The organism is Arthrobacter sp. TS-15, assembly GCF_006964045.1.
In the GTDB taxonomy this organism is placed as follows: Bacteria; Actinomycetota; Actinomycetes; order Actinomycetales; family Micrococcaceae; genus Arthrobacter.
The window spans coordinates 65,462-85,480 of sequence record NZ_SDXQ01000017.1 but is presented as its reverse complement, the minus strand read 5'-3'; the positions used below and the strand labels follow the sequence as shown (position 1 = coordinate 85,480).

The 20,019-nt window shown below is 62.3% G+C and carries 19 protein-coding genes and 1 tRNA gene; 11 read left to right on the top strand and 9 right to left on the bottom strand.

Features of this window, described 5'->3' with window-relative positions; genetic code table 11:
* Positions 1-73 precede the first annotated feature (73 nt).
* Positions 74-751, top strand: coding sequence for an NUDIX hydrolase (locus EU811_RS06905; RefSeq protein WP_142937749.1), 678 nt, complete (start codon positions 74-76; stop codon positions 749-751).
* Between the two features lie 35 nt (positions 752-786).
* The gene (locus EU811_RS06900; RefSeq protein WP_142937748.1) at positions 787-1,047 is read left to right on the top strand and encodes a DUF4235 domain-containing protein; all 261 of its coding nucleotides are present in this window, start codon (positions 787-789) and stop codon (positions 1,045-1,047) included.
* 61 nt (positions 1,048-1,108) lie between these two features.
* On the opposite strand, the gene mnhG is transcribed toward EU811_RS06900, so the two are convergent.
* The 6 genes from mnhG to EU811_RS06870 are packed head-to-tail and all read right to left on the bottom strand — an operon-like array spanning position 1,109 to position 7,423.
* Positions 1,109-1,501, bottom strand: coding sequence for a monovalent cation/H(+) antiporter subunit G (mnhG, locus tag EU811_RS06895; RefSeq protein ID WP_142937747.1), 393 nt, complete (start codon positions 1,499-1,501; stop codon positions 1,109-1,111).
* Positions 1,491-1,769, bottom strand: coding sequence for a monovalent cation/H+ antiporter complex subunit F (locus tag EU811_RS06890; RefSeq protein ID WP_142937746.1), 279 nt, complete (start codon positions 1,767-1,769; stop codon positions 1,491-1,493). Before EU811_RS06890 ends, mnhG begins: the two co-directional genes overlap by 11 nt.
* Positions 1,766-2,332 carry a Na+/H+ antiporter subunit E gene (locus EU811_RS06885; RefSeq protein WP_142937745.1) on the bottom strand — a complete coding sequence of 189 codons (567 nt, stop codon included), beginning with the start codon at positions 2,330-2,332 and terminating at the stop codon, positions 1,766-1,768. Before EU811_RS06885 ends, EU811_RS06890 begins: the two co-directional genes overlap by 4 nt.
* A complete protein-coding gene (locus tag EU811_RS06880) occupies positions 2,329-3,912 on the bottom strand; it encodes a Na+/H+ antiporter subunit D (RefSeq protein ID WP_142937744.1) in 1,584 nt (527 codons plus the stop codon). The genes EU811_RS06885 and EU811_RS06880 overlap by 4 nt, the downstream gene beginning before the upstream one ends.
* Complete coding sequence (locus EU811_RS06875; protein ID WP_142937743.1) at positions 3,909-4,409, bottom strand: Na(+)/H(+) antiporter subunit C; 501 nt, start codon at positions 4,407-4,409, stop codon at positions 3,909-3,911. Before EU811_RS06875 ends, EU811_RS06880 begins: the two co-directional genes overlap by 4 nt.
* Positions 4,406-7,423: a Na+/H+ antiporter subunit A gene (locus EU811_RS06870; protein WP_142937742.1), complete on the bottom strand. Its 3,018-nt coding sequence runs from the start codon at positions 7,421-7,423 to the stop codon at positions 4,406-4,408. The genes EU811_RS06875 and EU811_RS06870 overlap by 4 nt, the downstream gene beginning before the upstream one ends.
* Positions 7,424-7,626: 203 nt before the next feature.
* On the opposite strand from EU811_RS06870, the gene EU811_RS06865 reads away from it, so the two are divergent.
* The 3 genes from EU811_RS06865 (at position 7,627) to EU811_RS06855 (ending at position 10,782) form a co-directional block, all read left to right on the top strand.
* Positions 7,627-9,030: an MFS transporter gene (locus tag EU811_RS06865; RefSeq protein WP_142937741.1), complete on the top strand. Its 1,404-nt coding sequence runs from the start codon at positions 7,627-7,629 to the stop codon at positions 9,028-9,030.
* 64 nt (positions 9,031-9,094) lie between these two features.
* The gene (locus EU811_RS06860) at positions 9,095-9,577 is read left to right on the top strand and encodes a cation:proton antiporter regulatory subunit (protein ID WP_142937740.1); all 483 of its coding nucleotides are present in this window, start codon (positions 9,095-9,097) and stop codon (positions 9,575-9,577) included.
* 5 nt (positions 9,578-9,582) lie between these two features.
* A complete protein-coding gene (locus EU811_RS06855) occupies positions 9,583-10,782 on the top strand; it encodes a cation:proton antiporter (protein WP_142937739.1) in 1,200 nt (399 codons plus the stop codon).
* A 95-nt stretch (positions 10,783-10,877) separates the two neighbouring features.
* On the opposite strand, the gene dcd is transcribed toward EU811_RS06855, so the two are convergent.
* The gene (gene dcd / locus EU811_RS06850; RefSeq protein WP_142937771.1) at positions 10,878-11,453 is read right to left on the bottom strand and encodes a dCTP deaminase; all 576 of its coding nucleotides are present in this window, start codon (positions 11,451-11,453) and stop codon (positions 10,878-10,880) included.
* Positions 11,454-11,562: 109 nt separating this feature from the next.
* Between dcd and EU811_RS24100 the strand changes: the two genes are divergently transcribed.
* Positions 11,563-13,635: a CAP domain-containing protein gene (locus EU811_RS24100; protein ID WP_238703326.1), complete on the top strand. Its 2,073-nt coding sequence runs from the start codon at positions 11,563-11,565 to the stop codon at positions 13,633-13,635.
* A gap of 55 nt (positions 13,636-13,690) precedes the next feature.
* Here EU811_RS24100 and EU811_RS06840 read toward each other — a convergent pair whose 3' ends face one another.
* On the bottom strand, positions 13,691-14,134 hold the full coding sequence (locus tag EU811_RS06840) for an SRPBCC family protein (RefSeq protein ID WP_142937738.1): 444 nt from the start codon (positions 14,132-14,134) through the stop codon (positions 13,691-13,693).
* Positions 14,135-14,376: 242 nt separating this feature from the next.
* Here EU811_RS06840 and EU811_RS06835 point away from each other — a divergent pair, with 242 nt between their 5' ends.
* From EU811_RS06835 to EU811_RS06825, 4 genes are all read left to right on the top strand, one after another.
* Positions 14,377-15,858 (top strand): M15 family metallopeptidase, encoded by a 1,482-nt coding sequence (locus EU811_RS06835; RefSeq protein WP_238703325.1) that lies wholly within the window; start codon positions 14,377-14,379, stop codon positions 15,856-15,858.
* Between the two features lie 112 nt (positions 15,859-15,970).
* A tRNA-Gly gene (locus EU811_RS06830) sits at positions 15,971-16,044 on the top strand.
* A 144-nt stretch (positions 16,045-16,188) separates the two neighbouring features.
* The gene (locus tag EU811_RS24550; RefSeq protein WP_011776304.1) at positions 16,189-16,323 is read left to right on the top strand and encodes a hypothetical protein; all 135 of its coding nucleotides are present in this window, start codon (positions 16,189-16,191) and stop codon (positions 16,321-16,323) included.
* Positions 16,320-17,477 (top strand): N(5)-(carboxyethyl)ornithine synthase, encoded by a 1,158-nt coding sequence (locus tag EU811_RS06825; RefSeq protein WP_142937735.1) that lies wholly within the window; start codon positions 16,320-16,322, stop codon positions 17,475-17,477. Before EU811_RS24550 ends, EU811_RS06825 begins: the two co-directional genes overlap by 4 nt.
* 48 nt (positions 17,478-17,525) lie before the next feature.
* On the opposite strand, the gene EU811_RS06820 is transcribed toward EU811_RS06825, so the two are convergent.
* The gene (locus EU811_RS06820) at positions 17,526-18,911 is read right to left on the bottom strand and encodes an MFS transporter (RefSeq protein ID WP_142937734.1); all 1,386 of its coding nucleotides are present in this window, start codon (positions 18,909-18,911) and stop codon (positions 17,526-17,528) included.
* A 166-nt stretch (positions 18,912-19,077) separates the two neighbouring features.
* On the opposite strand from EU811_RS06820, the gene EU811_RS06815 reads away from it, so the two are divergent.
* A complete protein-coding gene (locus tag EU811_RS06815; protein ID WP_142937733.1) occupies positions 19,078-19,932 on the top strand; it encodes a LysR substrate-binding domain-containing protein in 855 nt (284 codons plus the stop codon).
* Positions 19,933-20,019 lie beyond the last annotated feature (87 nt).

Below are 20,019 nucleotides of genomic sequence, written 5' to 3'. Positions count from 1 at the left end.
TGCACACCGGGCCACACAACGGGACCTGAGAGAATGAACCAGCAGACTTCACCGCGGCAAAGGGGCACACTTCATGACGGACCTTCCCACCACCCATAGCGCTGTGCCCCAACCACGTCTGGCCGCAAGCGTCATCCTGCTCCGAGATGCCCCTGCCGGGCTCGAAGCCTTCGTCCAGCACAGGGTCAGCACCATGGATTTCGCTGCCGGAATGGTGGTCTTCCCGGGAGGACGTGTGGACTCCGCGGACGGGTCCGGGTGGGACTACCCGGCGGAATTGCTTCAACGCCACGCGTCCGAGTGGAACCAGAGCTCCGTGGGTGCGAATCCTGCCGAAGCCGTGAGAAATGCCGGGACAATACTCACTGCGGCCATCCGCGAAGTTCAGGAGGAGGCCGGGCTCACCATCGAAGCCGGACACCTCCGCCCGTGGGCCAACTGGATCACGCCCACAGACATGCCCAAGCGCTTCGACACCTTCTTCTACATCGCCAAGCCAACAGCTGGTGCTACGCCCCAGCACCAAACAACCGAGGCTTGGCAATCATTGTGGATGCCTGTGGCGGAGATTCTTGCAGCGGAAGCGGCCGGCACTTTGAAGTTGATGCCGCCAACCTATTACCTCCTCAAGGAACTTGCCGGGTTCGGAACAGTTGACCAGGTTTGGACGGCCGAGCACAGCGTCGTCCCGGTGCTGGCGCCGGTGGGCTCCATGGCAGCGTTCCTTAAGGAGCGGGAAAACCGTCGCTAACGCGTGCGGTGGGCGCAGCCAGCTAGGCTGGGGACATGAACCTCTTCTTTAAGCTGATCGGTGCCGGAGTAAGCCTCGGGGCAGGCTTCGTGGGCACCAAACTCGTCAACAAAGGGTGGGAAAAGGCAACAGGCAACAAGCCGCCCCTGGGTCATGACGACGCAGAAACCAGCCTGCGCTCGGCCTTGACCTTCGCTTTGATCTCCGCCTTTGTCAGCACGCTCATCCAGGTCCTGGCGAGCCGGGGCACCCAGCGGGCCATCGCGCGCTTCGCCAAGAGCCACGACATCGTCTAGGCATCCAAACCACGACGCCGGGATCACCTGCAGGTGATCCCGGCGTTCGTTGTCGCTGCTGCTAGCTGTCGCTCCGCGGTTCCTGGCCGGCAGCCGCCCTTTGGACCACGGCCTCCAGTTCATCCTTGGTGAGCTTCTCCCGGTGTCCATGTTTGGTGCGGTAGGCGGAACGGCCAACCATGTGCGCTGACACTGGTGCTGTGAGGAGCTGGAAGATCCATGCCACCAACAGAACCGGCCACACCCACCATGTCCGCATCTGAAGTCCGATCGCGGCCAGCATGAGGAACAGACCCAGGACCTGCGGTTTGGTGGCTGCGTGCATGCGGCTCATGAGGTCCGGGAACCTCAACAAGCCAATGGCTGCGCCCAGGGACATCAGCGCGCCCACCACCAGGAACACGGCGGTGACAGCATCAACGACGAAGTCAAGGCCCGAAGCGTCAGGATTCATTGCTCTGTTCCCTTCGCTCGGCCACAAACCGGGCAACGGTCACCGAGCCAATAAACCCGATCACTGCCAGAGCCACCAGCAGCATCAGGTTGTTCAGGTGCTTGTTCAGCGCCATATCGATCGCCAAGGCAGCGCCCAGGATGGCCAGCAAAACATCTGATGCCAGAACACGGTCCAGAAGGGACGGACCGACGGCGATGCGGACAATCGCACCTGCGGCCGCCAGGCTGAGGATGACGGCGGTAACCACCAGAACTACTTCCTTCACAGCGCCGCCCCTTCCAGCCCTGGCCGTTCTTCGGCCTTGAGCGCCTCGACTTCTTCGCGTGTACCCATAATGCGGATCAATCCTGCTTCGATGTCTTGGGTTTCCTGACGAATTTTGTCGATATCCGCCTCTTCATAAATGTTCAGTGCGTGCAGGTACAGCGTGGAAGTGGAGCGGTCCACCTCCACCACCAGGGAGCCTGGGATCAACGAGATCACGTGGCCGGTGGCCGTCACCATGAGGTCGGAATGGCTCCGCAACGGAACGGCGACGACGGCGCTGCGGACCTTGGGCCCTTTTGCGACAGCCAGGTACAGCACCAGGAAGCTCGCTGCCACCACTTTGGCGAGGAACATCAGCGCAAAGGGAATGGCGCGAAGAATGTTGAACCTGCCGCTGAGCTCGACGGGCGGAAGGTAGAAGAACTTGGCCACCAGCACGGCAATCAAGGCGCCGAACAGGAGATTCCCGGGGCTGAAGTCCCGCCACAGGGCACCCCATACGATCACCAACCAGATGAGCAGCGGCAGTTCCGTGCGGAACGAGATCGGTTTACGGCTCATTTGGCATCCCCCGTCTGCACGTCATCCCTTCGAACCAGCGGCGGCACCACAACCGAATCTCCGAGGACCGAGTGAATATAGGCCGAACGGTCCAGCATGATTCCTGCGGAGCCGTCAGCGACCTTGAACAACGGGCCTGCAAAGACGGTCAGTGCCACGCCGAACACCACCAGTCCAGCTGTGGATCCCACCATGGTCCGTGGAAGTACTCCCACGTTCCCGGGCGTTTTTAGCACGGGGTCCGGATACTCAGCGTCCTCGGGCCTGCGCCAGAACGCCCTGTTCCAGACACGGGCGATCGCCAGCAGTGTCAGCAGGCTGGTGACCACGCCGCCCACCACCAACGTGATCGCCAACGGCGTCCCCAGCTCCACACCTGCTTGCAACAACCCCAGCTTTCCCAGGAAGCCGGAGAACGGCGGAATGCCCGCCAGGTTCATCGCGGGGATAAAGAACAACAAGGCCAGCAGCGGGGAGAGCTTGGCCAAGCCACCCAAGCGGTCTATGGACGAGCTGCCACCACGCCGCTCAATGAGGCCGGTGACCAGGAACAAACTGGTCTGGACGGTGATGTGGTGGGCTACGTAGAAGACCGCGGCGCCCAAACCTGCCACTGAGCTCATGGCCAGGCCAAACACCATGTAACCGATGTGGCTCACCAAGGTAAAGGACAGCAGACGTTTAATGTCGCTCTGGGCCATGGCACCCAGAATTCCGACAATCATGGTCAATAGCGCCACCACCATCAGTGGGACGTTCAGCGTGTCCCCTGGGAATAAGAGCGTCTCTGTCCGGACCATCGCGTAGACACCCACCTTTGTCAGCAATCCTGCGAACACGGCGGTGACTGGGGCGGGAGCAGTTGGATAGGAGTCAGGAAGCCAGAAAGACAGTGGGAAGACTGCAGCCTTGATGCCGAACGCCACCAACAGCATCACATGCAGGAGGTTCTGGGTGCCCTGGTCCAGCTCGGCCAGCTTGATGGCCAGGTCCGCCATGGTGATGGTTCCCGTGGCTCCGTAGATCATGGCGATCGCAATGAGGAACAGTACGGACGAGACCACGGAAACCACCACATACGTAACACCGGCCCGGATACGCGGCCCCGTTCCGCCCAGCGTCATCAGCACGTAGCTTGCTGTCAGCAGGATCTCGAAACCGACATAGAGGTTGAAGAGGTCACCGGTGAGGAAGGCGTTGGACACGCCAGCCACCAGGATCAGATAGGTGGGGTGGAAGATTGAGACCGGGGCTTCCTGGTCACCGTCGGCCATACCCTGACCCGTTGCGTAGATGAGCACCGCAAGGCTCACCACGGTGGAGACCACCAGCATGAGCGAGGAGAACTGGTCCACTACCAGGACCACACCCCACGGTGGCAGCCATCCGCCCAAAGTGACCGAGGTGGTGCCCCCATCCCATACGGAGATCAGGAGCAGGCACTCGAGCAGAAGGGTTGCACTGAGAATGCCAATGCTCACCACCCGCTGCGCGCTTTGATGGCGGATCAGCAAGAACGCCAGGGCAGCACCCAGAATTGGTAGGAGGACAGCTAGCGGCGACAGGTTCGCGAGATTCACGCGCTGCCTCCTTCCCGGGTTGTTGCCGTGTTGGGGGTCTCTGTGGCGTCCGGTTTGTCACGATCCGCCGGGCTGGCAGGAGTGACCGCGAATTCCGAGGTTTCCAGCGGCACGATGGCATCGTCCTCCGCATCGAAGCTCGGCGTCTTCGCCACGCGAACGTCTTCAAGGTCATCCTGGATCTCATCCTGACGAGCCAGGACCCACGTGCGGTAAATAATGCCCAACATGAAGGCCGTCACCGCGAAGGAAATGACAATCGACGTCAGGATCAGTGCCTGCGGCAGAGGATCACTGTATGCCTCCGGGGCCGTTTCCTTGCTGAACAGCGGCGCAAGGCCTGCATACCCTCCGGTGCTCAGGATGAGAATGTTGGTTGCGTTGGCCAGCAGCATCAAACCCAACAGCACTCGGGTCAGACTGCGTTCCAGGATTAGGTAGATACCGCAGGCGTACAGCACGCCCATGACGATCAGCAGGGTCAGGTTGATGCTCATGCGTTACCCTTCCCGAGCGCAGCGGATTCAGCGGCTTCGTGGGCAAGTTCGGGATGCTCGGCGGCATCTTCATCCGCGAGCGGCGCGCCTTTGCCTTCGAAGTGCTCGTCGATTTCGGCGCCGAGGCTGCGGAGGACATCCAGCGCCAACCCCACCACCACGATGTACACGCCGATGTCGAAGATCGTGGACGTGACGAACTTGACGTCACCAAAGACGGGCAGCCAGAACTCGATGATCGCGCTCTGGAACACCTGTCCTCCCAGGAAGAGTGGAACCACACCGGAGGCTGCCGCGGTGGCAAGTCCCGTCCCCAGAAGGGTGCCGGCACTGATGGTCGCTGCCTCGCTCAACTCGAACCGGCCACCGGCCAAGTACCGGATGGTGAGGGCTAGGCCGGCGGTGAGACCGCCCGCGAAGCCGCCGCCCGGTAAGTTGTGTCCGGCCAGGAGAAGGTAGATGGAAAAGACGATCATCGAGTGGAAAATCAGCCTGGTCACTACTTCAAAGATGATCGAGCGTCGCTCCGGCGCCAGCGTGCGTCCCGCCACCAGCCAGGCATCTCGCGTGACGTCGGTGAACTTCTTGGCGACGGCCAGGGCGGCTCCGTCGTGCGAATCACGGTCGACACCGGTGCGGCGCCCCACACTGCCTTCAGGCACGGCTTCGGATGTCTTGATGCGATCGCCGCGGCTGCGGACGAAGATCAGGCTGGCAACACCCGTAGCTGCAATGGCCAACACGGAGATTTCCCCGAAAGTGTCCCAGGCCCGAATGTCCACGAGAGTCACGTTGACCACGTTCAGACCCCCGCCACCTTCATAGGCCAGTCGTGGGAAATCGAGTGAGATGGGGGTGGCAACGCGCGCCCCCATGGCGTAGATGGCCACGAAGATCATGGTGATACCGAAGGCTGCGCCAATGATCACTCGGATCACCCGGAGCCTGCCACCGGTCCGGTCCCTTAGCTCAGCGGGCAGGCTGCGCATGGCGAGCACAAAGGCCACCAGCACGATGGTTTCCACGAGCATCTGGGTCAAGGCAAGGTCCGGAGCACCTTGCAACGCGAACATCAGGGCGATGCCGTAGCCGGTTACTGACACCATGAGGACCGCAAGGAAGCGCTTGTTGGCCCGGACCGCAGCCAGGGCACCCACCACGATCCCGATTCCGGCCACGATCTGCAGCGGGGAGTTCGGATCAATGAGGTAGATGCCGTCCGGCAGGGGCTTGTTGGCCATGATCAAGGCGGTGGCCGGCACAGCGAACGCTACAGTCAGAATTACTGCCAGATAGAAGTACAACGAACCACGCTGTGTGCGGCCGGTAACCCAGACGGCAATATCGTCCAGGGCGCCAATGGTGTTCTGGTACGCGCGGTCGCCATCCACCCAGTCCGGAACCACGCTTTGTGCCCGGGAGACGAGGTTGCGTCCGTAGAACATCGCGGCGCCTGCCGCGAAAGTTATCGCTGTCAGCCCCAAAGCAGGGGTGATGCCATGCCACAAAGCCAAGTGTCCGGCGTCGACCGCGTCCGCGCCGTCAGCGAATAGCGCTGCGTAAGGCTGGATCCACGTGTCCACGGGTGCCGGCCATACACCGTAAGCGATGGTCAGGAGGCTCAAGATCGCCGGTGCGGCCAGGAAAGCGGGCTTGATGGGCTTGAAAGGCGTGGGCTCCACGCCGGGCTTGACGGCGAACGCACCCCACATGAAGCGGGCGCTGTAGGCGAAAGTGAGGATGGAACCGATGACCAGCCCAACCAGGATCCAGATGCCCCACACCGGAGCATGATCGCCGGTGCCGTAGTGGACGAAGGCCTCAAATACCGATTCCTTGGCCACGAAACCAGCTAACGGCGGCACGCCGGCCATGGACGCGGCGGCAATACCGGCCACCACTCCGAGGGCACGCGAAGAACGGAAAACCCCGGAAAGCTTGCGGATATCGCGCGTTCCGGATTGGTGGTCAATGATGCCCACCACCAAGAAGAGAGCCGCTTTGAACAGGCCGTGGGCCAGCAGCAGACCCAGTCCCGCGAGGGCAGCATCCGGTCGGCCCAGGCCTACCACCATGGTGAGGAACCCGAGCTGGCTGACGGTGCCATAGGCGAGAATGAGTTTGATGTCGGTTTGGCGAAGCGCACGGTAGCCACCTACCAGCATGGTGGCCAGGCCCAGGCCGAGAACCACGGGAAGCCAGAACTCCGACGTCGAAAATCCCGGAGCCAGACGCGCCACAATATAGATGCCAGCCTTGACCATCGCTGCCGCGTGCAAGTACGCGCTGACAGGTGTGGGAGCCGCCATGGCGCCCGGCAGCCAGAAGTGGAACGGAACAAGCGCCGATTTAGTCACCGCACCGGCAAGGACAAGTACGACGGCGGCAGCCACCGCTCCTTGCATCGCTCCGCTCATGAGCGTCCCGGCTTGGTCCAAAATCTCTGAAATCCGGTATGTTCCTGCAGCCTGGCCCAAGACGATGAGGCCCACGAGCATGGCCAAACCACCAGCTGTGGTGACCATGAGTGCTTGGAGCGCCGAACGGCGTGCAGCCAAACGGGTGCGCGCATAGCCGATCAGCAGGTAGGACAGGATGGTGGTGAGTTCCCAGAAGATGAACAGCATCAGCAGGTCATCGGAGGTCACCAAACCGAACATCGCGCCGGCAAAGGCCAGGAGTTGAGCTCCGAATCCGCCCAGATCCGCGTCCTTGTTTTTGAAGTAGCGGGCGCAATAAATCAGCACCAAAGATCCAACGCCGAGGATCAGGAGCGACATCACCCACGCCAGGGGATCCATACGGAAAGCGAGCTCGAGCTTAAGGGTGGGGATCCATGGAAGGATTTCTTCCATTCCTCCACCGGAATATGCGGCCTCGTACTGGAAGACCAGCCAAACAAAGGCGCCCGCAGGAACAGCCGCGAGGGCGTAGAACGCATTTCTGCCCAGTTTGCGGAAGATCAAGGGCGCCACAGTTGCCGCTACAAAGGTGATGGCGAGAACTGTGATCACTGTTATCTCCGCAAAGTCAGGAACATATTGTCAAAAGTTGGAGCAGGCGGTCATACGTTGGGTTCGGTTTACCCAGTTTATCAAGGCGGACCGACAGTTTTCGGCATCGGAACCCGTCTGCGCGGACGGCTTAAAGCCACGTTGTCCACATACCGGTCTGTCATGTGCCCACCGATATCCCTACCCCCTATAGCATTCAAGCTATGAACGCGGCCGCAGTTCCCGAAGCCTCCCATCCGACGTCCGAGCTTGCCTCGGGACCTGTTGCCTCCAAAAAGGCACAAATCCTCGCTTGGGCATCCTGGGACTGGGGATCAGCTGCCTTTCAAGCGGTCATGACCACCTTCGTTTTCACCGTGTATTTGACGTCTAATGCCTTCGGAGGTGAGGACGCTGCCTCGGCAGCCCTCGGTGCCGCGCTGGCAATTGCGGGCCTAGCTATTGCACTGTTTGCTCCCGTCACGGGCCAACGTTCAGATGCCGGAGGGCGCCGCAAGCTCTGGCTTGGAGTCAACACGACCGCCACAGCCGTCCTGACTGCGCTGTGCTTCTTCGTTTTCCCGAGGCCGGAATTCCTGCTCCTGGGCGTCTGCCTGATCGCTCTGGGCAACATCTTCTTCGAGTTTGCAGGCGTGAACTACAACGCCATGCTGGCCCAGATCTCAACCCCCAAGAACATTGGCAGGGTCAGTGGCTTTGGCTGGGCTATGGGGTACCTCGGAGGAATCGTGGCGCTCCTCCTTGTCCTGCAGTTGTTTGTCCAGCCTTCCTTCGACTGGTTCGGCTCGTCAACGCAGGACTCACTGAACATTCGGCTCGTTGCCATCTTCTCCGCCCTATGGTTCTTCATCTTTGCACTTCCCGTGATGTTCGCGGTTCCGGAAGTTTCCGCGAGGCGAAACACCACATCCCTGGGTTTTGTGGACTCCTACAAACTTCTGTTCCGCCGCATCAGCGCGATCTACAAGACCAGTCCCCACACCATCTACTTCCTGCTATCCAGTGCGATCTTCCGCGACGGCCTCGCGGCCGTGTTTACCTTCGGCGGCGTCATCGCCGCCGGTACTTTCGGATTTGAACTCAAGGACGTCATCTTCTTCGCCATCTTCGGCAACGTTGTAGCGGCTGTCGGTGCCATCGTCGGAGGCTTCCTGGATGACAGGATCGGACCCAAGTCAGTCATTATCCTTTCCTTGGTTGGCCTCCTCATCGCGGGCACAGCCATCCTGGTTCTCGGCAATGGGGACTACGTCTTCTTCGGAAATGATTGGCCCGGGACCACCACGTTCTGGGTCTTCGGTCTGATGCTCTGCTTATTCGTGGGACCAGCCCAATCGTCATCACGGGCGTACCTGGCAAGGCTGGCCCCGGCCGGGGAATCCGGTGAACTGTTCGGGCTTTACGCCACAACTGGCAGGGCAGTCAGCTTCCTCGCCCCCACACTTTTCACCCTGTGCATCACCATTGCCTCGCCGCTTGTTGCAGAAGGTGAAGCCCAACGCTGGGGCATCCTGGGAATCATGGTGGTGCTGCTCGCGGGCCTCTTGGTGATCCTCCCGGTGAAGCCGCCGGCCCAAGTGGAAATAGCCGTGGTCCCCGAGCGTTAACTACATAGGGCCGGTTGGGCATGAACGCCGTACCGGACCCGTACAACAGAGTTAGGGTGAAGCTATGAACGTGGATGAGACTGAACTCCCAGGCCTCGGGGTCCGTAAGGATTTCGTCACGGCCTCGGGCCGTCGCATCGGTGTCGTGGAACTTCGAGAGGGCGAGACAGAGCTTTTCGTGTCCACCTGGGATGATCCTGACACCTGCCAGGCATCCATCCCTTTGACAGCCGACGAGGCTTCCACATTAGGTAACCTCCTGGGCGGGCAACACATTGCCATGCGCTTGGCCGAGGAGCATCGCGAGATACCGGGCATCGTCACCCGCCAGTTCTCCATCACACCGGAGTCGCCCTTCGTGAACCAACCCATGGGCAAAGCGCAGATCCGCACACGCAGCGGTGTCTCCATCGTGGCGATCATGCGCGAAGGCGAGGTGGTCCCGTCGCCGGCTCCCGACGTCGTACTTCACACCGGCGATTTGCTCGTAGCGGTCGGCACGCAGGAAGGTCTTGACTCGGCAGCCGACATCCTCCGCAACGGCTGACCGGGATGGATCCGCTTGCATTAGCCCTCGTTGAACTGGGGGCCGTCGTCTTCTGCCTCGGTCTCCTGGCTCGACTAGCGGGCCGAATAGGCATGTCCCCCATTCCCCTCTACTTGGTGGGGGGCTTGGCTTTCGGAGCCGGCGGGTTCGTCAAACTCGATGGCATGCACGAGTTCGCCCATCTCTCGGGAGAAATCGGCGTCATCCTCCTGCTGCTGATGCTCGGACTGGAATATACGGCGTCGGAGCTTGTTACAGGTCTTCGAAGATCGTGGCAGGCCGGCGTCATGGACTTTGTCCTCAACTTCCTGCCGGGCGCCGGATTGGCCGTGCTTTTGGGATGGGGACTCGTGGGTGCAATCGTCATGGGTGGCGTCACCTATATCTCATCGTCCGGCATCGCCGCGAAGGTGATCACCGACCTCGGCCGAATCGGTAACCGCGAGACGCCCGTTGTGCTTTCCATCCTGGTCTTTGAAGACCTGGCCATGGCCATTTACCTGCCCATCCTGACCGCCATCCTTGCCGGTGTGGGATTCCTTGGCGGACTGCAAACGGTGGGAATTGCCCTGGCCGTGGTCACGGTGGTTCTGGTGATTGCGCTCAAGCACGGCCACCGGGTCTCGCAAGCAGTGCACAGCGAGAACTCGGAGGTCTTCCTCCTCAACGTGCTTGGCCTGGCTCTCCTCGTGGCGGGCATTGCATCTGCCCTGCAAGTCTCCGCCGCAGTGGGTGCGTTCATGTTGGGCATCGCTATCTCCGGTGCGACGGCCCACAACGCCACCAGGATACTCGAACCTTTGCGGGATCTTTTTGCTGCCATCTTCTTCGTGGCGTTTGGACTCAACACGGACCCCACCTCCATTCCCCCGGTCCTTGGATGGGCGCTGGTGCTGGCATTCGTCACCGCCGCAACCAAGATGCTCACAGGAATTTGGGCCGCCAAGCGCGCGGGCATCGCTGTGCCGGGCCGCTTCCGCGCAGGAGCTGCGTTGATCGCCCGCGGTGAGTTCTCCATAGTCATCGCAGGGCTGGCTGTTGCTTCCGGGGCAGTGCCCGACGAACTTGCAGCCCTCGCTACCGCTTACGTACTCATCATGGCCATCCTCGGCCCGCTTGCGGCCCGCTTTGTGGAGCCAGTGGTCAAGGCCATCCGAAAAACTCCGGGAGCACCACCCCGCACGCCGGAACGCGCACCCGCGTAGCAAGCACGTCACCCTCCGCCGAGGGGGCGGGATCTCACCCCAAAGACACACCCAGAGCCCGGGGAGCTAACCCCTCGGCGGCACGCCAGAAGACGCTAAATGGACGTCCGGTGGAAGTTCTGGTGGCTGCGGCTGGCAGTGGGTCCACGCTGGCCTTGGTAGCGGTTGCCGTACTCACCGGAACCGTAGGGGTGCTCAGCGGAGGACGTCAGACGGAAGAAGCACAGCTGGCCGATCTTCATGCCCGGCCACAGCTTGATGGGCAACGTGGCAACGTTGGAGAGCTCCAAGGTCACGTGACCCGAGAAACCTGGGTCAATGAAGCCGGCCGTAGAGTGCGTCAGCAGCCCAAGCCGCCCCAGGGATGACTTCCCCTCGAGGCGCGCGGCAATGTCGTCGGCCAGGCTGACAGTTTCGTAGGTGGAACCGAGCACGAACTCCCCTGGGTGAAGAATGAATGGCTCGTCGCCCTCCACTTCCACCAACCGGGTCAGTTCTGGTTGTTCCTCGGCGGGGTCGATGTGGGCGTATTTATGGTTGTCGAAGAGCCGGAAGAACCGGTCAATCCGCACGTCCACGGAAGACGGCTGAACCATCGCGGGGTCGTACGGTTCAAGAACAATCCGTTGGGATTCTATTTCGGCACGAATATCGCGGTCAGAGATCAGCACAGCATCAAAAATACCCCATGCATTGTCCACGCCGCCCCATGGGACTATAGTTCCCGGACATGTACAACCGCGCCCGTACTTGGGGGCAACGAGCATTCGCGGGGTAATTGTGAGAAAACTGGCTGCGCCTGCCGCCATTGTGCTGGCCTGCACCCTGGCTCTCGGGGTGGTTGCTTCCAGCCAGATTTTTCCCTCAACGCAGACCAACCCCGGCCCCACGTCCACCCCTTCGGCAGAGGTCCCGTCAGGACTGACGGGACCGAAGGAAAGCACGACGGCGGAGCCCGCACCTTCCGCGCCCCTCCCGGCAGCCGGCAACGTATCCCAGCCGTCCACGGCGCCCGCCCCGGACGCAGGGACTTCGACGCCGACACCAAGCATCACGACAGGAGCCGACTCAAACGGTGGTCCCGTCGCCGTGGATCCCGTTTTTGAAACTCCGCCGCCGTTGCCCAGCATCGGGCCCTCGTGGGGTCCGGACAACCCCTCGGACCCTGGCGTCTCCGGACCGCCCGCAACCGAACCGGCGCCACCAGCGACCGCCGGCACCGTCCCCAGTGAGGCACCGCCGACGGCCCCGGCCGCAGGACCGAACCCCGCGGACTCCTTACCCACCGAACCAGCCTCACCCACCGAACCAGCCTCACCCACCGAACCGACGGAACCGACGGGCTCTCCGAGCCCGTCGCCCACTGACACCGCCTCTCCACCCCCGGCGGCCGAACCCTCGGCGACCGAACCCCCGGCGACCGAACCTCCGGCAACCGAACCCCCAGCAGTCGACACCGCACCATCTGGATCAACTCCGCCTCCGCCCCCTGCAGTAACCCAAAACCCGGCACCCTCACCCACCGCCCCCGCGCCGTTCCCGGGAAAGGCCCCCAGCGGCGACATTAATCCTGACAACGGCGCCCTGGCCCTCCTCCCTGACAGCAACACGGCAGCGATCCTGACGGTTTTCAACGCGATCAACAGTTACCGCGCATCGCTCGGCCTGGCCCCCGTGAAGTACCACGCAACTGTGGCCAGCCTGGCCCAGGATTGGTCCAACAACATCGCAACGCGTGAGGTGATCCAGCACCGCGCCAATTTTTGGACGGATCCTCGAGCGCTGAACCCCAACAACGGCGCGGGTGAGGTGATCGCTGTCCGCTGGGACCGGGACGCGGCGCAGCTTGTGGAGTGGTGGAAGGGATCGCCGGGGCACGATGCTCTTCTCCGTGATCCTCGGTTCAATGTCATGGGCATCGGCATCACGTACACGGATGGAAACTGGCAGACCACCCCGAATCGATTCACGCTCTGGGGTGTGGTGAATTTCTTCGGCTACACCACCTTGCCGGCAGGGACCACCACCAGCCCGGGCGGCACCGTCCCGCCACCAACGGATCCTGTAGGTGTCTGCGAACCTGGCAGCAAGCACCAACCACCCACCCTTAACCTCAGCGCGGCATCGATCAGCAGCGCTGCAGACCTGGTATCAATCGCCGGCGACGGTTCCGTGGTGGCCTACCCTTCGTGGGGTGGCGGCCGGTACGGCGGTGGCAAGAGAATCGGACTCGGGTTCACCGGGCTGAAGGACCTCTTCATTACGGACTGGGACCGCGACGGTGTGTTTGACCTGATCGCCCAAAGACTCGACGGCGCCCTCTTGGTGTATCCCGGTCTTCAAGCAGGAGGTTTCAAGGATCCCGTTGCACTTGGGCAGGGCTGGGGGACGCTAAATATTGCCGTGGGCACGTGGTGCGCCAACAACCGGCTTCCCCAGATCGTAGCCATGGACTCGGGCGGCAACCTGTACCTCTACAAGAACGCGGGCCTGGCATATATTCGTGCGCAGGCGGCGATTGGAACGGGTTTCCCGGCCATCAGACTGAACATGGTGGATTACAACGCCGACGGATTCCAGGATTTGCTCACCACTGAGGCCAACGGCACCCTCCGCTTGTATCGGGGCAGCGGACTGGGCACGCCCAAGCAGGAATCGCGTCCGGTAGTGGGTGCTGAATGGACGGATTACATCGGGCTGCGAACGCTGCGAGATGTGACCGGTCCCGACTCGACGGGTGTTGCCGGGCTGAACCGCAACGGTGTTGTTGAGTATTGGGATCTCAATACCGGACGCCTCACAACTCCGGTGACTATAGGCATCGGTTGGGGCGGGCTGAAGTTCGCCCAGTAGAAGCTGCGCCTCAACGCCTAACCCGGGCGTCGGCGTCGTACGTCAACAGCGGCGACTACCCCTCAGGGTGGGCTTCGATGGCAATCTTGAGCTGTTCCAGCTGCGCCACTTCGCCCTCTAACGCTTTCTGGATCACGCCGTTCATGAGCTTACGCAGGCCCTTGGGGTGGTATTCAAGGGCGAACCGGAGCCGGGTGGTGTTGCCTTCGGTGCTGAGGTAGAAACCGCCGGTGGACCGTGCTGGCCCAGTCACCACGGAATAGCGGACTTCGGCTCCTGGGCGGGCGTCGGTGATCCTGAAGTCGGCGGCGACGGGGCGGCCGCCGGGGCCGGTTATCGTCTGCTGGTACAGGGCACCTTTTTGGCCGCGAACGCCGGACCGAAGCGCGATGCTGCGCACTCCGGAACGCCAGAGGGAGTTGTTCATCCCGTCCATGAGGAATCCGTAGACGGTCATGGCGTCCCTATTGATCACCACTTCATGGGCTGCGAATGCCACGGAACCTCTTTCGGCGTACGGTCGAATATTCGTAGCCCGGTTCCCCATACGCTGCAGCTAACACCTTCAGAATAGTCAGGGGCGGGGCGCCCACGACACAAGACTGCCGAGCCTTGACCGAATGGTTATCTGCCGATTATTGCGGGTAACTGCTGACAGGCGACCGCGGGCCGGGTAGAGTGCCTGCGGCTGGTTACAAAAAAATTGGGGGCGTTATGCGAGGGAAAAATCATTCGGGTTCCGTGGGGAACGCACGACGACGACTGGCAGCTTGCGCTGCGATCTTCAGCCTGGCGGTAGCTGGCGGGGTCATGGCTGGGGCGCCTGCCACGGCAGCGCCGGTCCCTGGCACGGCAGCACAGGCCGCCGTCGTTCAAGCAGCGGTGCCAACCGCAGCGAATCCGCTGCCGAGCGTCGATCCTGTGGGAAACCCCGCGAGCTACTCTGTTTTGGTCAATAAATCCAGGCCCCTGAATCCTGTGAGCTACGCTCCGGGCGACCTTGTTAATGCCCGCGGCTCCGGGCAGTACCTGCGCGCCGAAGCTGCGGCATGGCTCAACGGTTTGTTCCAAGGTGCGGCCGATGCCGGCACGGGCGGGCTTGCAGTGGTGAGCGGCTACCGTTCCTACGCGCAGCAGCAGCAGGTTTACTCCTACTACGTCAGCATCTACGGCCAGGCCCAGGCGGATCTCATTTCGGCACGCCCAGGACACAGCGAGCATCAGACCGGATTGGCTGTGGATGTGGGGAACGCCAACGGTTCGTGCGGGCTTAGTACGTGTTTCGGTGACACGGCCGCCGGCATCTGGGTGGCCGCGAATGCCCACAAGTACGGCTTCATAGTCCGCTATCCCAACGGTTATACGAACATCACGGGCTACAGCTATGAGCCGTGGCACCTGCGTTACGTCGGCGTGGATCTGGCCACCGATATGAAACGCCGGGGCTTTCCCACCATGGAACAGTACTTTGCGGGCAATCCCACCGCTTATGCGAGCATCACCTCCGGAGCGGACTTGGTGGCCGCAGACTCTTCCGGCCGGCTCCTTCGCTACCCTGCGCACGGTGGCGGCGGCTACGGAGTTCCCACGGTGATCGGCTCCAACTGGCATGGCTTGAAGCAGGCCTTCGTAGTGGACTGGGATTCTGATGGCGTGTACGACATTCTGGCTCAATGGGACAACGGCACTCTGGGCTTGTTTACGGGCTGGCCTGGTGGTGCTTTCTCCACTCAGATCGTGGTGGGAACCGGTGACTGGGACAAGATGAACATCACCGTGGGCAAATGGTCCGCCGCGGAACGCTTCCCAGGGGTCGTTGGCTATTTCCCGGATGGCGGGCTGCGCTACTACCCCAATATCATGGGCAGGGCGTTGATCTACCGCGTGGACATTGGAAGCGGCTGGGCTGGAATGGGCCTGACCATGGCCGACTGGAATGCCGACGGCGCCAACGACATCCTGGCCACCACAACCTCCGGGCACCTGCTCAGCTACCCCGGCAACGGCAGTGGCGGCTTCGCGGGACTGCCCACCACCATTGGTTCCGGCTGGGGCACCATGAAGGCGCTGGTTCCGAGCTTCGGTTTGTCGGGCCCGGGAACGCGCAGCATCACAGCCCACACCGTGGACGGCTATCTTGTGGACTACCCCCTGGGTGCCGGGGTCTGGGGTGCCCAGCGTCAGGTGGGCAACGGCTGGAATGGCATGAAGCTGTTCAAATAGGACCGGGGTGGTCCGCGGTGACGGGGCCGCAGCGGTCTACGGTGCGCCGGTCATGAGGAGTCCCGCAACTGCGCTAAGCTAGGACTCGCTCAGGGGATTTTTCCCGGGCAACGCGGGCGTAGCTCAATGGTAGAGCGCTAGCTTCCCAAGCTCGATACGCGGGTTCGATTCCCGTCGCCCGCTCCAAGAAAACCCCGGATCCAATGATCCGGGGTTTCTTTTGTCTCCAGGCTGCCGCCCAGCCCTCGTGACTCCGGCCACAACCCGGTCCGGGGAAGGTGTATCGTCAGGAGTCAGGAGCCATCGCGGCTCCGCTCTAAGGGAGCCATCATGGGCGACAAATCACCGCGCCAAACCGCATCAAAGAAATCCAGTAAATCCATCAAGGAAAAACGTGCGGATAAGCGGGCTTCCGAGTCTTCCGCCACCGAGGCCGCGAAGCCTTCCACCGGCAACAAGAAGTGACCGCGCCAACCGGCCAGCTCAGCATAGGCGTCCTGGCTTCCTCGCTGAAGCCCAATGAGCGCCGTCTACCGATCCACCCGCAGCATTTGGAGCGGATTGCCCCTGAAGTTCGCGGGCAACTTCGCTTCGAGCATGGCTACGGCGAGCGGTTCGGCGTTCCGGACAGCAAACTTGAGTCTTTGGTAGGCGGGCTCGGAACGCGTGAGGAATTGATTGCCGACAGCGACGTCATCCTCCTCCCTAAGCCGCAGGCCCAGGATCTGGCTGAACTCCGTGACGGTCAAACGTTGTGGGGCTGGCCGCACTGCGTGCAGGACCGGGCGATCACCCAGTTGGCAATCGACAAGAAGCTCACGCTCCTTGCTTTTGAAGCGATGAACCACTGGGCGGGCGATGGTGGCTTCGGCCTCCACGTCTTCCACAAGAACAATGAGCTCGCCGGGTACTGCTCCGTGCTGCACGCCCTGGCCCTGACGGGTTCCACCGGCGACTACGGCCGCCGGCTCAGCGCCGTCGTCATTGGCTTCGGTGCCACCGCCCGCGGTGCTGTCACGGCGCTCAATGCCCATGGCATCCACGACGTCCAGGTCCTGACAAACCGTGGCGTCGCCGCCGTCGGGTCTCCGATCCACTCAGTGCGGATCGTGCAGTTCGACCATGACAGCAAGGCGCCTTTCCTGAGCGAAGTCATCACGGACAAGGGCCGCAAACCCCTTGCGCCGTTCCTTGCGGCGGCGGACATCGTGGTGAACTGCACCCTGCAGGACCCCAATGCGCCGCTGACATATCTGCGCACGGAGGACCTGGCCGAATTCCAGCCGGACAGCCTCATCGTGGATGTTTCGTGCGACGAAGGCATGGGCTTCAGCTGGGCACGGACCACCACGTTCGACGAGCCCATGTTCCGCGTTGGTGGGCACGTCAATTACTACGCCGTGGACCACAGCCCGTCCTACCTGTGGAATTCGGCCAGCTGGGAAATCAGCGAGGCCCTGCTTCCGTTCCTGGACACCGTGGTGGCGGGACCGGACGGGTGGGATGCCAACGAGACCATCTCCCGCGCCATCGAAATCCGTGACGGCGTGATCCGGAATCCGGACGTCCTGGAGTTCCAGAGACGCTCAGCGGAGTATCCGCACATACCTGCGGCCTAGCGCCACGCCACATGAAGCGCCCCGGTTCGGCTGGGGCGCTTCACCTGTTTAGGCGGTCTGCGGCTCCCGCACGATCCGCAGCACCCGACGCCGATCACGCAGGTCCACCTTGATGTGCAGGGATGACTTCCTGGCCAGTACGACGGCGACTACCGCAGCTGCGATGGCCGGCACCCCACCGGAGATCAGGACGGCCAGGTGCGGACCGAGGTGCTCGGCGAGCCAACCCATCATGGGACCGCCGATTGCCTGGCCGCCGATCAGCACCACCAGGTACAGGCTCATGACGCGGCCGCGGATGCTCATGTTGGAGCTGGTCTGCACCATTTGGTTGGCCGCGGTGAGGAACATCAGGCACCAGAATCCGGCCAGGACCATGGTGACGCTGAACCACACCATGGTTGGCATGAGCGAGGACACGCAGAGCATCAAACCGTACAACCCGGCGGAGGTCACCACCGAGCGCAACCGCAACTGACGACGCCGGGTGGACGCCACCGCTCCCGCGAGTGCACCGAGCGCAACCATAGCGTTCAGCAGGCCGTAGCCACCGGCACCGGCGTCGTACACGTGATCCGCAAACGCGGCCAAAAGCACCGGCAGGCTCATCGCGAAAACTGCCACGAAGCCGGCCATCAACCATGGCCAATAAATGGTTGGCTTGCTCAGCGCGTAGTTGAGGCCTTCGCGCAGCATTCCCTTTTTGCGGGGCGTCGGCTGGCTGAGGTGCAGCTGGTCCTTGCGCAGGATCAGCAGCATCGCCACCGTGGAGCAGCACGCCACGGCGTTGGCGGCGAAGGCCCAGCCGGCACCCACGGCCGTGAGCAACACGCCGGCCAGGGCGGGACCGATCAGGCCACCCAGCTGGAACGTCGTGGAGTTCACACTGATGGCGTTGCGCAGGTACTTGGGTCCGACGAGCTCGTTGACGAACACCTGCCTGGCTGGCTGGTCCAGAACAGTCACGAAGCCCAAGGCAAGGGCGATCACGTAGACGTGCCATACTTCGACGCGGCCACTCAGGGACAGCACCGCGAGGAGGGCGGCCAGTACCGCGGCCGCCGATTGGCAGATGATGAGGATCTTGCGCTTGGCAAAACGGTCGGCAATCATGCCACCCCATGGGCCAAGGAAAAGTGACGGCATGAACTGCAACGCCACCGTAATTCCGACCGCGGTGACGGACCCGGAGAGTTGAAGCACCATCCAGTCCTGGGCAATGCGCTGCATCCAGATGGCGATCACGGCTATAAAGTGGCCAATCGCGAAGATCCTGAAGTTGGGGACCTTCAGGGAGATGAAAGTATGCCGCCAGGGCAGCTTTTCACTCACGACGGCGAGCGGCTGGGTGACGGTGTCCGGCGGCTGAGGCGCGGAGAGGGAATCGATGACGGGCTGGCTGACGTTTGCCGCTGAAGGCGGTGGGGGTGCCAAAAGTAGTCCTCGGATCGAGAGTTTCGGTGGGATACGTTTAACGCTATGGTTGCCAGCAGCAATTATGGAAGCGTATTGCGCCTATAACTAGCATTGCGGAATGCAATGAGCCCTCTCCAATGGCGCAGTACTCCGGCCCGGCGCTGACCTGCGCTTGAGGAGTTACGTGTTCGAACCTGTCCAGCTCCGTTCCTTTTTGGCCGTCGCAGAGACGCTGAGTTTCACCAAGGCTGCAGAACGCCTGGGACTCGCGCAACCAACCGTAAGCCAGCACGTCCGCAAGCTCGAGGCCTCCGCCAAACGGGTGTTGGTTGCCCGCGATACGCGCGAGGTCCGGCTCACTGATAACGGCGACGCCATGGCCGGATTTGCCCGCAGCATCCTTGCCGCCCACGACTCCGCCGCCCGCTACTTCTCCGGTTCAGCCATGCGCGGGCGGCTCCGCTTTGGCACCGCAGACGACCTCGCCATCACCGGCCTACCCCGGATCCTTCGCGAGTTCCGGCAGCTGTACCCGCAAATCAACCTGGAGCTCACCGTCAGCCAAAGTGACCAGCTCTACAAGCGGCTCAATGCCGGGCAACTCGACCTGGTGTTCGTGAAATGGGTGGCCGGAGCCAAGGAAGGCACTGTAGTCCGGCACGACAACTTTGCGTGGGTGGGCGTCGAGCAAACCATTCTTGAGCCCGGAGCGCCGGTCCCCCTCATCGCCTACCCGGCGCCAAGCCTCAGCCGGAAGCTGGCTATTGATGCACTGGAAGCCGAGGGCCGGACCTGGCGGATCACGTGCAGCACCAAGCAGATCAGCGGAGTGTTGGCTGCGGTACGCGCGGGCATTGGAGTTGCGGTCATGCCCGCCTCGCTGGTGCCCGAGGACCTGAAAGTGATCACCCAGCGGTTCGGCCTCCCGCCAGTGGGGGACGTCGACTTCACCCTGATCCGGAACCCGCTGGCCAACGCCGAAGTGATCGATGCCCTCACCCAGGCGATCATGGGCCGGACGCTGAGCAAGTCGAACTAGTGGAGCGGATGGCTTGGCCGGGCTGGGTTCCACCTGCGCACCCCTTAACGCAGAATGCACCCATAACCGCTGCTGCGCACGGCCGGC

Excerpts from the sequence above, each read along its gene's own strand:
- EU811_RS06865 (WP_142937741.1), top strand. The coding sequence starts at position 7,627 with ATGAACGCGGCCGCAGTTCCCGAAGCCTCCCATCCGACGTCCGAGCTT.
- EU811_RS06855 (WP_142937739.1), top strand. The coding sequence starts at position 9,583 with ATGGATCCGCTTGCATTAGCCCTCGTTGAACTGGGGGCCGTCGTCTTC.
- mnhG (WP_142937747.1), bottom strand. The coding sequence starts at position 1,501 with ATGAATCCTGACGCTTCGGGCCTTGACTTCGTCGTTGATGCTGTCACC.
- EU811_RS06885 (WP_142937745.1), bottom strand. The coding sequence starts at position 2,332 with ATGAGCCGTAAACCGATCTCGTTCCGCACGGAACTGCCGCTGCTCATC.
- EU811_RS06860 (WP_142937740.1), top strand. The coding sequence starts at position 9,095 with ATGAACGTGGATGAGACTGAACTCCCAGGCCTCGGGGTCCGTAAGGAT.
- EU811_RS06900 (WP_142937748.1), top strand. The coding sequence starts at position 787 with ATGAACCTCTTCTTTAAGCTGATCGGTGCCGGAGTAAGCCTCGGGGCA.
- EU811_RS06905 (WP_142937749.1), top strand. The coding sequence starts at position 74 with ATGACGGACCTTCCCACCACCCATAGCGCTGTGCCCCAACCACGTCTG.
- EU811_RS06875 (WP_142937743.1), bottom strand. The coding sequence starts at position 4,409 with ATGAGCATCAACCTGACCCTGCTGATCGTCATGGGCGTGCTGTACGCC.
- EU811_RS24550 (WP_011776304.1), top strand. The coding sequence starts at position 16,189 with ATGGGCGACAAATCACCGCGCCAAACCGCATCAAAGAAATCCAGTAAA.